Consider the following 12,721-nt stretch of genomic DNA (forward strand, 5'->3'; position numbering starts at 1 on the left):
GTTGCACATGCCCTGCGAACGAGCGTGGGGCGGCACACTCAGAAGCCCAGGCCATCGGGCTTGGGATCCGTCACGCCTCCCAGTAGTGTAAGCGTGTCGAGAGAGAACGCAGCCAGCGAGGGGAGCACAAGGTGCGCCTGGTCGAGCAGGGACTGTTTCGGGGCGAAGCGAGAATCAGGGACGGCAATCACTTTCATGCCGGCCCGCACGCCGGCCAAGATGCCATTGCCCGAGTCCTCCAGGCAGATGCAGCGCTCAGGCCGCACGCCCAGCCGCTCGGCCGTAGCCAGATATACATCAGGCGACGGTTTGCCCGCGCCGACCTCATCGGCGGCAACGATGACCTGGAACTTGCCGCGCATGGCTGCGTCGGCGGTGATTGTGTCGATGAGGGTGCGGTGGGAGCCTGAGGCGAGCGCTGTAGGTAGGTGGCTTGCGGCCAGCTGGACAGCCTCGACCGCGCCGGGGAGATAGGGGATGCCGCGCCGGTACAGCGCAACCATCCGCGCGATGACCTGGTCCTGTACCTCCTCGGGCGTGAGCGCCAGCCCCAGGCGCTTGATCATGTAGGCGGCCCACTCTTGCGTGCTGACGCCCATCACCGCCCTGTGGTCATCCTCGGTCCACGTGCGGCCGACCTCGTCGGCCATCGACGTTCTCGCCTGGTCCCAGACCGGCTCAGAGTCGACCAGCAGACCGTCCAGGTCAAAGATAACGGCTTCGATCATAGCGTCCTACTCGGTAGCGATAGCGGTGTTTGCCCCAGGACGTTGCAACAGCTCTGGGCCAGCCCCACCGCTCGCGCAACATCCTCCGCTATCATGTAGTATAGCATGGCGGCCTTGAGCGCCTGCTCAGCTGACCGGCCGATGGTGAACACACTGGGCTGCTTCATCAACATCGTTTGTGGCAGGAGATATCACGTATGCCAGCGCTCATCTTTGACTGCGATGGGGTTCTCGCCGAGACAGAGTGGGAAGCGCATCTTCCCGCCTTCAACCAGGCCTTCGCCGAGTTTGGCCTGCCCGCCTCGTGGTCGGCGGAGGACTACGTTGAGCGGCTCCAGTTCAGCGGTGGCAAGGAGCGTATCGCCAGCCTGCTCACCGCGGAGTTCGTGCGCGCCGCTGGGCTGCCCAGCGACCCTGCGGCCCAAGCGGGGCTGGTGGAGCGCTGGCACCGGCGCAAGACGGCGATCTATGCCGAGCGCGTGGCCGCTGGCCATATCGTGGGGCGGCCGGGGGTAGCTCGATTGGTCGACGAGGCGCTGGATGCGGGCTGGTCGCTCGCCGTTGCCTCGGCCTCTGCGGAGCCGGCGGTGCGCGCCGTGTTGGAGTACACCGTCGGCCCGGCGCGGGCGGCACATTTCACCGTGCTTGCCGGCGACTGTGTGCCGCAAAAGAAGCCGGCCCCGGACATCTACTACATGGCCCTAGAGCGCCTCAAGGTAGCACCAGGCGAGGCTGTGGTGATTGAGGATTCGCGCCTGGGCCTGCTGGCGGCTGTTAGCGCCGGCATCAGCTGCATCGTGACGCCGAGCAGCTACACGCTGAGCGAGCAGTTTGACGAGGCTATTATGGTCATCTCCAGCCTGGGCGACCCGAGCACCCCGCTGGAGGTGATTGCGAACCGTAGCCCTGTGATGCCCGGGAGCTACCTCACGCTGCACGACGTGGCGGCCTGTCTGACGCCGTGATGCTTGCGCCGCAATGAGGCGGAGTTCGCCGATCGTCGTCAACGCTTTCCTGTCGTTCAAGAGTGCTTTCTGCGCACGTAGAACAGGCTCTGGATGCCGATAAAGATCAGCGTGAGGACCCCCACGCCGATCCGCGTCCACCACGAGCTGAGCGTCCCATTGTACTGGAGGATGGAGATGATCGTGCCCTCGATCAGCACGCCGAAGAGGGTGCCGATCACATTGCCCACGCCGCCGGTGAGCAGCGTGCCGCCCATCACCACGGAGGCGATCGCGTCGAGCTCGATCCCGCTGGCAAACTGCCCATAGCCCGCCAGCAGCGAGATGCTGAAGACGATCCCGGCCAGCGCTGAGCAGAAGCCGCTCAAGGAGTAGACAAGAATCCTGGTCCGGCCGACCGGCAGGCCCATCAGCCGCGCCGACTGCTCGTTGTTGCCGATCGCATAGACGGTGCGCCCGAAGCGCGTGAAGAAGGCCAGGTAGACGGCGACCAGGAGGAGGATCGGGCCAACCAGCGACGGGATGTAGAGGTACGCCTTCGGCACGAACGGGATCGGGATCTGGGTGAGCGCCAGCTGCTTATAGAATGGGTCATTGATGGACAGCGAGGTCAGGCTGATGATGTAGGCCATGCCCCGGGCGAAGAAGAGGCCCATCAGGGTCACGATGAAGGGCTGGACTTTAAAGAAGTGGATGATGCAGCCCAGCGTGCAGCCCAGCGCGGTGCCCATAACCAGCATCAGCGGGATGACCAGGGCCGGGCTGGCCCCCAGCTGGAGCAGCGCCGCCGATGCGGCCGTGGTCAGGGCCAGCACCCCGCCCACCGAGAGGTCGATCCCGCCGGTCAGGATCACAAAGGTCATGCCGATCCCGAGGATCAGCAGGGGGCCGTTGTTGATGAACAGGTTGAAGAACGCCTGCGGCTTCTGCATGGCCGGGTACAGCCGCCCACCGATGAAATACGCCAGGAAGAAGATGGCCATCGTGGTGAGCAGCGGGCCATGGTGCAGGAGGAACAGCTTAGTGCGTTGCGCCATGGCGAGCCCCCTTCCTGTCAAAGAGCCTGCTCAGGAGCCGTCGCGACTGATCGGAGTAGAGCAGGATGACGATCAGCACGAGCACCGCCCGCCCGGCCAGCAGGGCCTTGTCGGGCACGCCGAGGGCGTACATCGAGAGGGTGAAGGTCCAGATCACCAGCGCCCCGATGATGCTGCCAAACAGCGAGAAGCGCCCGCCCGACATCAGCGTCCCGCCCATCACCACGGCCAGGATCGCGTCTAGCTCGTAGTTCAGGCCGTTGTTGTTCCCGTCGGCGCTGTGGACGTAGGAGCTGAGGATCAGGCCGGCGATGGCGCTACAGAAGCCGCAGAAGGCGTAGGCCATCAGCTTGATGTTCTTCTCACTGATGCCGGCGTAGAAGGTCGCCTTCGGGTTGATCCCCACCGCCTCGACGAACAGGCCGATCGGGGTTCTGCGCACGATCAGCGACGCGACGATGAAGACCAGCGCGACGATATAGACCGAGACCGGCAGCCCCAGGATGAAGCCGTTGCCGAACCAGAAGTAGGGCGTGTAGTAGATCGTCATGATCTGGCCGTTGGTGATCAGCTGGGCGATCCCGCGCCCCGCCACCATCAGGATGAGCGTGGCCACCATCGGCTGGATCCTGGCCCGCGACACCAGCATCCCGTTCCAGAGGCCGCAGAGCGTGCCCGCCAGCAGGTTGGCGATGACGATGATGACGAGCGGCGTGTTGGTGGCGTCTTTGGTCAGAATATCGTTGGTGATCAGCCGGTCGCCCAGGGCCGGGTTGATCAGCACCGCGCCCATCGCCGCCGAGATCGCGATCACCGCGCCGACCGAGAGGTCGACCCCGCCGGTGGCGATCACCATGGTCATGCCGATCGCGACCAGCATCAGCGGCGCGCCGTTGTTCACCACGTCGATCAGGTTGCCGTAGAGATGCCCATCCTGCACCCCGATCTTAAAGAAGCTGGGCACGAAGATCGCATCAAACAGCAGGATGATGAACAGCGCGGCCAGGGGCCAGAACAGCCGGCTCTCGCGGATCCGCTTGAGGGGAGGAGGAGCATTCATAGGTCGCCCGCCATCGTATGCATGATCGTCTGGTCGTTCACATCGCCCGCGTACTCAGCCACCTTCTTGCGGTCGCGCATCACCAGGATGCGCTGGCTGATCCGCAGCACCTCCTCAAGCTCAGAGGAGATGAAGATAATCGCCATGCCCTCCTTCACCAGGTCCAGCACCAGCTTCTGGATCTCCACCTTGGCCCCCACGTCGATGCCGCGGGTGGGCTCGTCGAGGATGAGCACATGCGGCTGGGTCACGATCCAGCGGGCCAGGATGACCTTCTGCTGGTTCCCGCCGCTGAGGTTCTTCACCAGCTGGTCGGGGGAGGGGGTGCGGATGCCCAGCAGCTTGATGTACTGCGCGGCGATCTCGTACTGCTTCTGCGTGTTCAGCACCTTGAACCAGCCGTAGCGGGCCTGCAGCGCCAGGATGATATTCTCGCGGATGCTGAGCTCGCCGACGATGCCCTCGGCCTTGCGGTCCTCGGGGCAGAGCGCGATGCCGCGCTTGAGCGACTCGTGCGGCGAGAAGCGCTCGACCTTCTGGCCGTCGATGCTGAGCGAGCCGCTGTCGGGCGCATCGACCCCGAAGATTAGCCGGGCTAGCTCGGTGCGCCCCGAGCCCAGCAGCCCGGCCACCCCGACCACCTCGCCGGCGTTCAGGCTCAGGTCAATCGCCGCGAGCGAGCCCTTGAGTCCCAGCCCTTTCGCCTCGGCCACGCAGGCGTGCGCGGCCTTGGGCGCGATCTCCACCTTGGCCTGCGCCACCGCGTGCAGATCGCTCAGGTTGCGCCCCAGCATGGTGGCGACCAGCTCGACCCGCGACAGCGAGGCGGTGTCGTAGGTGCCGATGTACTTCCCGTTGCGCAGCACCGTGATCCGGTCGGCGACCTGGTAGACCTGATCGAGAAAGTGCGTGATAAAGATAATGCCGATGCCCTCGCCCTTTAGTTTGCGCATCACATCAAAGAGCCGCGCCGTCTCCTGCATATCTAGGCTCGATGTGGGCTCGTCCAGGATCAGCACGCGCACCGCGAGGATCGCCAGCGCGCGGGCGATCGCCACCATCTGCTGGATGGCGACCGAGTAGTTCTCCAGCGGCTGGGTCACGTCGAGGTCGATGCCGAGGCGCCCGAGGGCCTGCTCGGCGAGGGCGTTCAGCTTCTTCCAGTGGATGGAGCCAAGGCGCCGGGGCTCGCGGCCCAGCATGATATTCTCGGCGACGCTGAGGTTCGTGCAGAGGTTGACCTCCTGGTAGACCGTGCTGATGCCGAGCGCCTGGGACTGCTGCGGTGAGCGCACCTGCACCTGCTTCCCCTCCAGCGCGATGGTGCCGCGATCCGGGTGCTCCACCCCGGTGAGGACTTTGATCAAGGTGGACTTGCCCGCGCCGTTCTCGCCCATCAGCGCGTGGATCTCCCCCTTGCGCAGGGAGAAGGTGATATCTTCCAGGGCAACCACGCCCGGGAACGCTTTGGTGATGCCCCGCATCGCAACAAGCTCGCGGTCGTCTGTCATGGCTGTACCCTGCGCTAGAGGAGAGAGGCTCAGAAGGTGATCCCAGCATTTCTTGTTGTTTGCTGCACTGATGCTGCTGCGGCGCGGCGTAGCCGCGCCGCAGCAGCATCAGTTTTGTGTGGGAGTTAGTACTGACGGGTGGGCAGCAGCTCAGCGGCCTTGTCGGGGTAGTACACGGTCTCGTTGGTGAGCACCTCGCGGTCAACCGGCTCACCGTTCATCAGCTTCAGGGCCATCTCCATAACCTGCGGGCCGAGCAGCGGGTTGCACTCGACATCGGCCTGGAACCAGCCATCGACCATGGCCTGGAAGCCGCCGCGGGTGCCGTCCACCGACACGATCTTGAGGTCGCCGGGGTTGATGCCGGCCGCCTTGAGGGCCTCGATCACGCCGATGCCCATGTCGTCGTTGTGGATGAAGATGCCCTGGAAGTCGGTGCCCGGCTTGTACTTCTTCAGGAAGGCCTGCATCACGGGGACGGCCTCGGCGCGGGTGAAGTTGCCGGTCTGCGTGTCGAGGATCGTGATGTTCGGGTTGAGCTTATTGCGCAGGCCCTTGGCCCGGCCAACTGCCGCGCCCGAGCCGGTGGTGCCGGAGAGCTCAAGGATCGCGCCGCCGTCGGGGAACATCTTGTTGAACTCTTCGGCGGCCCGCTCGCCCTCAAGCACCATGTCGGAGCCGATGTGGGCGGCGTACAGCGACGGGTCGGCGCTCACACTGCGGTCGACGATGATCACCGGGATGCCGGCGTTCTTGGCCTCGGTCAGGACCGGCTCCCAGCCATCCTCGACGACCGGGGGCAGCGCGATGACATCGACGCCCTGCTGGATGCAGGCGCGCACGGCGGAAATCTGATTCTCCTGCTTCTGCTGCGCGTCAGAGAAGACCAGCTGCTTGATGCCGAGCGTGGTCGCGGTCTCTTTGAACGATGCCGTGTTGGCGGTGCGCCAGTCGCTCTCGGCGCCGAGCTGCGGGAAGCACAGGGTCATATCTGCGTAGGTCTTCGTCACGGCCCCGCTGGCGGCGGCGGTCGGCTGCTCGGCGGCGGCGGGGGCCTGGGCGGCCGGCGCGGCCGGCGTCTGGCCGCAGGCTGCCAGGATGGACATCGCCATCAGGGCGATGGTGAAGATCAAGGTGACGCGTGAGGCTCTCATTGGCTCACTCTCCTTCATGGGGTAAGGCTGTCTATTCCGCTTGCGATCGACGATGTGAACACATGCTGCTGCGCGCCGCCCGCGTGGGCTCAGTTGGTCATTGACACCTCCAATCGGTTTTCGGGCACGGTCAAACACAGGGCGCACGGCGTGGTGCGCTACCCGGTGCCGGCGTGGGCACTGGCTTCCTTTCCTTATGAGCGGAATGCCGCCGCCCTGTGTGAGTTAGTACTTGCGCTTCGGGAGCTCTTGCGCGGCGGTGTCCTGGCGAAAGATCCCCTCATCGGACTTAACCCATTTTTGCACCGGGTCGCCGTTGGCCAGCTTCAGCGCCGTCTCGAAGAACTGCGGCCCAAGCAGCGGGTTACACTCGATGGTCGCATTCAGCTTGCCGGCGAGCATCGCCTCGAAGGCGCCGCGCACCGCATCGACCGAGACGATCTTGATGTCGACGCCGGGCCGCAGGCCGTACTCCTCGATCGCCTCGATCGCCCCGAGCGCCATATCGTCGTTCTGTGCGAACAGGGCGTCGATCTGCGATCCGTAGGTCTGGAGGAAGGTCTTCATGACCTCCTTGCCGCGGGCGCGGATGAAGTCGCCGTACTGGCGGGCGATCACCTGCATGCCTGGCCGCTGGTGGAGGCAGCTCTCGAAGCCGGCGCGGCGGTCCACTGTCGGCGCTGAGCCGGCGGTGCCCTCCAGCACGACGATGTTGCCCTGCCCATCCAGCAGCTTGGCCATCTCGACGCAGGCGCGCTGGCCCTCAAGCACGAAGTCCGAGCCGATAAAGGCGCTGAACAGATCGTCGGACACATCCGCGTGGCGGTCGAGCAGGATCAGCGGGATGCCGGCCTGCTTCACCTCGCTGAAGACCGCATCCCAGCCGGTCTCGACCACAGGCGAGACGCCGATCACATCGACCCGCTGCGCGATGAATGAGCGGATCTGCTTGATCTGGTTCTCCTGCTGCTGCTGCCCGTCGGCAAACTTCAGCTCGACGCCCAGCCGGATCGCCGTATCCTGGATCGAGCGGGTGTTTGCCGTGCGCCACTCGCTCTCGGCCCCGATCTGGGCGAACCCCACAACCAGATCCTGGTACATTTTAGCGGGGCTCCTGTCCGTGGCGGTAGCTGAGCTTGAGGGAGCAGGAGCGAAGCTGCCGCAGCTCGCCAGCGTGGCTAGCGTGACACATGCAATGGCGTAGAGCCGTAGGAACTTCGTCACGCGGCGCCTCCTTTGGCGGCATACGGACAAAGGCGAACCTACAGTCCTGGGAGTCTCACACCTTATTGCGACGTCCGTGTGCCAGAATTATATCGCGTGAGGGTGCTTGGAGAATGCTGTTTCTTTTACAACATATCTACTTTATTATTGTCTTTCGGAGCGGCGAGTGTCCGTTCTTTTTCGATCAGTGTTCGATTTTTTATGATTGCGCGACCGCCCGAGGGCGCATCGGCTGGCGCTGTCGCCAGCGGCGCCCGCGAGCCGAGCCCCCGCTGGAGCGGCACGACGAGCGATACGCAGGTGCCGTGCAGATACTCGCTCTCGATACTCAGGCCGTACTCGTGCCCGTAATAGAGCTTGATGCGCTGGTTGACATTGTTGATCCCGTAGCCGCTCTCCGAGACGATACTGTCGCCGACCTCGGGGCCAAGCAGCGCGCGGATCTCCGTCAGCCGCTCCCGGGTCATACCGATGCCGTTGTCCTCGACCTGGATCTGCAGCCGCCCGCCTTCCAGCTGCCGACCGCGCACCATGATCGAGCCGCCGCTGCGCTTATTCTTGATCCCGTGATACAGCGCGTTCTCAACCAGCGGCTGGAGGGTCAGCTTGAGCATCACGGCGTCGCGCACCGTATCCGGCACGTCGATCTGGTAGTCGAGGATATCGCGGTAGCGCATCTTCTGGATCGCCAGATAGCTCTCGACGTGCGCGATCTCCTCGCACACCGTGATCCAGTCCTTGCCCTTGCTCAGCGTGATGCGGAAGAAGCGCGTCAGCACCCGCACAAGCTCGACGACCTGGTCGATCCGCCTGGCCTCAGCCATCCAGATGATCGTGTCGAGGGTGTTGTAGAGGAAATGCGGGTTGATCTGGGCCTGGAGCGCGCGAAACTCGGCCTTCCTGAGGTTCTCGTGCTCCTCGATCTTGGCGTCGAGCAGCTCCTTGATCTTGCCGACCATCAGGTTGAAGCTCAGGTCGAGCGCGGTGATCTCGTCGGCGTTATCGTCCGCCACCAGCGCCTGAAGATCCTGGTGCGTGATCGTGGTCGCATCGTCGTGAAGCTTTTTGATCGGGAGGTAGATGCTCTTCGAGATCCGCCACGCCGCCGCGATCGAGAAGAGGATCGCCGCCACGATCATGCCCAGGCCGCCGAAGGCCCAGCGCGTCAGGCCAACCTGCATCGCCTGATACTGGTACTGCGTCCGGTTCACCTCGAACAGCGCGTACTCCTGGATGTTGTCCTCGATCAGCTGCGAGACCTCGCGGATCTGCTCCATGCGCACCAGGTTGTCCTCGAAGGTGCGGTGCTGCGCGATCTGGACCCCCACCTGATCGATCGTCTCGCGCAGCGTGCGTAGCGTGCGCTGGATGACGTTGAGCTTCAGGCGGCCCTTCTCCGAGTTGGTGTTGGCGATCATCAGCTGGACGCGCTGATCGACATCGGCGAGGATGGTGTACTGTGCGCCGGAGTCAAACGACTTCTTCCCGGCGATGATGTCCCACATCTCCGCGTCGATCGCAGGCTTGATATAGCCGTTGATGCTATTCGCCGTCGTGATATTCTGGATGAGCATGTCGTACTGGGCTTTATATTGCATGCCCGGGATGATCAGGACGACGTAGGGCACGCTCAGCAGGACCACGACCATCAGCAGCGCCAGCAGGATCTTGTCGCGGATGGACAGCCTGAACGGGAGCAGCTTCTTGCTCATACCGACCTCACCACAGCGTGGGGGTTCACGACGCCTGTCGGCGAAACGTATTCGGCGGCAGCCCGGTCACTTTGCGAAAGACCGAGTAGAAGTAGCGCGGGTTCTGGTAGCCGATCCGGTAGCCAATCTCGCTGGAGGTCAGCGCGGTTGTGCGCAGCAGCTCGATGGCCTTGCGAATACGCACATTGGTGAGATACTCGATGAACGTCTCGCCAGTCTCCCGGCTGAAGACGACGCTGAAGTAGGTGGGGCTCAGCCGCACCTGCGCGGCGACCTGGCCGAGCGAGGTGTCTGGGTCGGCATAGTTCGCATCGATATACGTGCGGGCCTTTGCGATCAGCACCGCGTTGTGGCTCTGCTCGGCATGAGGCTGCTCGGGCAGATCGGGGGCGGCGGGCGTCTGGCGCTCGCCTACGCTGAGCTTCGCCAGCGCCTGCGCGAACGACTGCGCGATCATTCCGAGCCGCTCGGTGGCAAAGCCCGACCCGATCACGGCCATACAGCACGTATGCTCGGCCACCTGCCGCTGGATCGCGTCGCTCAGATGCTGGGCCATGCTCGCCAGAAGCTCGGGAGTCTCGCCCTTCAGGATCAGGACGGTCTCCTCCAGGCCCTGCTTGAAGGAGAACACCGAGGGGCTGTCGCCGATCTGCTCGGCGATGATCGCGTCAACCTGCTGGTACAGGCGGTAGAGCGGTATGTCGGCCGTGTCGGCGCGCAGGATCGCGCGAACGACCACGACCCGGTAGCAGGGCGCGAGCAGATCGATCGACAGGCGCTGCGCCTGCTCGATGAACTCGGCCGACGAGATGTTACCGGCCACAAGGTTGAGCAGGCAGCGCTCGCGGAGGCGGCTCCAGTTGCTAGACATCTGGGCCTGCAGATCCAGCAGGTGCGCGCTCTTCTGGTGCTCCTCGTCCAGCTGCTGGGCGACCTTGCGCAGCGCGGCGAGCAGATCCTGGGGCACGATCGGCTTCAGCAGATACTCGGTCACGCCCATGCGGAGGGCTTCCTGGGCGTATTTGAACTCATCGTGACCGCTGAGGATGACGATCTTCGTCTCCGGCAGGATCTCCCTGAGGATGCGACAGAGCTCCAGGCCGTCCATAAACGGCATCTTGATGTCGGTGATCACCGTGTCTGGCAGCCGCTCGCGGATGAGCGGGAGCGCGATCTCGCCGTCCGGCGCCTCGCCGCAGAACTGGTAGCCCGCCGCGCCCCAGTCGATGGTATCGCGGATACCTTCGCGGGTCACGATCTCATCTTCGACCAGAAAGACTTTGTAGGTCATATGCTGACCTTTCGCGCTGCGTCGCGCTGTCGTCGCAGGTGGCACCCATGCTACCTGCAAGTGCTACCCGTGCGCCATTTTAGCACGTGGGCTTAAATGCCTCATGTTGCTTTGGCCAGATGGGCCAGCTCCGCTGGCCCATCTGGCCAAAGCAACATGAGATTTTGCGGGCCTGTGGCCCATGCCTAGCTCAGCGCCTCCACGGCGGCTCTTTCGATGATAAGCCCCCTGCGGTAGCGCCCCATGAACGCCGCGAAGCCGGCGACATCCTGCGCATCCGGGGCGACCGTGGCGCTCTTCTGCCCCGCGAAGACCTTGTCGGCGAGGTAGGCCTCCAGGGGCTCGTCCGGCGCCTTCTGGAGCATGTAGGAGGCCAGCAGGGCAATCCCCCAGGCCCCGCCCTCGCCTGCCGTCTCCATCACTGAGACGGGGGCCTGGAGCGCCGCCGCCATGATCCTCTGGCCGACGTCTTTTGTCTTGAAGAAGCCGCCGTGGCCGAGGATCTGGTCGACCTGCACGCGCTCCCGCTCAACGAGCAGGTCCAGCCCGATCTTCAGCGCGCCCAGCGCCGCGAACAGGTGTACGCGCATGAAGTTGGCGAGCGTGAAGCGGCTCTCGGGGGTGCGGACAAACAGCGGGCGGCCCTGCTCCAGGTGCGTGATGTGCTCGCCCGACACGTAGTTGTAGGCCAGCAGCCCACCGCCATCAGCGTCGGCCGCGAGCGCCTGCTGGTACAGCAGCTCATACAGCCTGGGCTCGGCCACATCCACGCCCAGCACGCGCGAGAACTCCTGGAAGAGATCGACCCAGGCATTCAGGTCGGAGGTGCAGTTGTTGCTGTGTACCATGGCGACCGGCTTGCCCGTGGGTGTCATCACCATGTCGATCTCGGGGTAGAGCTGCGACAGCTCTTGCTCCAGGACGATCATGGCGAAGACCGATGTCCCCGCAGAGATATTGCCCGTGCGCGCGGCCACGCTGTTGGTCGCCACCATGCCGGTGCCTGCGTCGCCCTCGGGCGGGCAGAGCGGGATGCCCGCCCGCAAGTATCCGCTGGGGTCGAGCAGCCTGGCGCCCGCTTCGCTCAGCGCGCCCGCGGGCTCGCCGGCGACGAGAACCCTGGGCAGGATGTCGCGGAGCATCCATGGGAGCGGCTCCACCTCAGGCAGCGCGCTGAACCGCTCGACCATGCGCGCGTCGTAGTCGTTGAGCGCGCTGTCGATCGGGAACATGCCCGAGGCTTCGCCGACCCCCAGCACCTGCTGTCCCGTCAGCTTCCAGTGGACATAGCCGGCCAGCGTGGTGAGGTGGCCGATCGCGCCGACGTGGGGCTCCTGATTCAGTATCGCCTGGTAGAGATGCGCAATGCTCCAGCGCTGGGGGATGTTGAACTGGAACAGCTCCGTAAGCTGCGCGGCCGCCAGGCCGGTGATCGTGTTGCGCCATGTGCGAAATGGCGCGAGGAGCGTCCCATCCTGGCCGAATGCCAGGTAGCCGTGCATCATGGCGCTAAAGCCGATGGCACCAATCGACTGGATGCGCAGGCCGTGCCTCTCGAAAACCTCGCTGCTGAGGCTCCGGTAGCTCTCCTGGAGGCCTGCCCAGACATCCTCAAGGTGGTAGGTCCAGACACCGTTCTCGTAGCGGTTCTCCCACGCATAGCTCCCCGATGCGATCGGCGTGTGGTCCTCGCTGAGCAGCACCGCCTTGATCCGAGTCGAGCCGAGCTCGACGCCAAGCACGGTCTTCCCGTGCGCAATTGCGGCCTGGATATCCATGCTATATCCCCTTGGCGAGGTGGTAGTAGAGGTCGTTCCAGCGCAGCTCCTGCTTAAAGGTGCGGACGGTCGTGGCCTGGTCGATCAGCAAGAACTCCATCCCGGCGATCGTGGCGAAGTCCTCCATGTGCTCGGCGGTCAGGTCGTAGCTATAGCCGGTGTGGTGGGCGCCGCCCGCGTAGATCCACGCCGCCGCCGCGACCTTCAGGCTCGGCTCCGGCAGCCAGAGCGCGCGGGCCCCCGGCAGCTTCGGCAGCGGCG

At 64.5% G+C, this 12,721-nt stretch carries 10 protein-coding genes and 1 pseudogene; 1 reads left to right on the top strand and 10 read right to left on the bottom strand.

The features are described from left to right. Nucleotides 1–38: 38 nt before the first annotated feature. Nucleotides 39–728, bottom strand: a complete 690-nt coding sequence (locus tag K2Z83_RS26645; RefSeq protein WP_220598203.1) for an HAD family phosphatase — start codon at nucleotides 726–728, stop codon at nucleotides 39–41. Between the two features lie 197 nt (nucleotides 729–925). On the opposite strand from K2Z83_RS26645, the gene K2Z83_RS26650 reads away from it, so the two are divergent. Beyond that, the gene (locus K2Z83_RS26650) at nucleotides 926–1,693 is read left to right on the top strand and encodes an HAD-IA family hydrolase (protein ID WP_220598204.1); all 768 of its coding nucleotides are present in this window, start codon (nucleotides 926–928) and stop codon (nucleotides 1,691–1,693) included. 56 nt (nucleotides 1,694–1,749) lie between these two features. Here K2Z83_RS26650 and K2Z83_RS26655 read toward each other — a convergent pair whose 3' ends face one another. From K2Z83_RS26655 to K2Z83_RS26695, 9 genes and pseudogenes are all read right to left on the bottom strand, one after another. Beyond that, complete coding sequence (locus K2Z83_RS26655) at nucleotides 1,750–2,730, bottom strand: hypothetical protein (RefSeq protein WP_220598205.1); 981 nt, start codon at nucleotides 2,728–2,730, stop codon at nucleotides 1,750–1,752. Next, complete coding sequence (locus tag K2Z83_RS26660; protein WP_220598206.1) at nucleotides 2,714–3,790, bottom strand: ABC transporter permease; 1,077 nt, start codon at nucleotides 3,788–3,790, stop codon at nucleotides 2,714–2,716. The genes K2Z83_RS26655 and K2Z83_RS26660 overlap by 17 nt, the downstream gene beginning before the upstream one ends. Next, nucleotides 3,787–5,301: a sugar ABC transporter ATP-binding protein gene (locus K2Z83_RS26665; RefSeq protein ID WP_220598207.1), complete on the bottom strand. Its 1,515-nt coding sequence runs from the start codon at nucleotides 5,299–5,301 to the stop codon at nucleotides 3,787–3,789. Before K2Z83_RS26665 ends, K2Z83_RS26660 begins: the two co-directional genes overlap by 4 nt. Nucleotides 5,302–5,426: 125 nt before the next feature. Beyond that, a complete protein-coding gene (locus K2Z83_RS26670) occupies nucleotides 5,427–6,455 on the bottom strand; it encodes an ABC transporter substrate-binding protein (RefSeq protein ID WP_220598208.1) in 1,029 nt (342 codons plus the stop codon). Nucleotides 6,456–6,680: 225 nt separating this feature from the next. Then, nucleotides 6,681–7,556 (bottom strand): ABC transporter substrate-binding protein, encoded by an 876-nt coding sequence (locus K2Z83_RS26675; protein WP_220598209.1) that lies wholly within the window; start codon nucleotides 7,554–7,556, stop codon nucleotides 6,681–6,683. A gap of 248 nt (nucleotides 7,557–7,804) precedes the next feature. Further along, entirely contained in the window at nucleotides 7,805–9,391 is a 1,587-nt protein-coding gene (locus K2Z83_RS26680; RefSeq protein WP_220598210.1) for a sensor histidine kinase, read from the bottom strand. 25 nt (nucleotides 9,392–9,416) lie between these two features. Then, on the bottom strand, nucleotides 9,417–10,682 hold the full coding sequence (locus K2Z83_RS26685; RefSeq protein ID WP_220598211.1) for a response regulator: 1,266 nt from the start codon (nucleotides 10,680–10,682) through the stop codon (nucleotides 9,417–9,419). Nucleotides 10,683–10,867: 185 nt separating this feature from the next. Continuing rightward, nucleotides 10,868–12,460, bottom strand: coding sequence for a xylulokinase (locus tag K2Z83_RS26690; protein ID WP_220598212.1), 1,593 nt, complete (start codon nucleotides 12,458–12,460; stop codon nucleotides 10,868–10,870). 1 nt (nucleotide 12,461) lies between these two features. After that, nucleotides 12,462–12,721: pseudogene (locus K2Z83_RS26695) on the bottom strand (L-arabinose isomerase); the annotation flags it as partial.

Source organism: Oscillochloris sp. ZM17-4 (assembly GCF_019599295.1).
GTDB lineage: Bacteria > Chloroflexota > Chloroflexia > Chloroflexales > Chloroflexaceae > Oscillochloris.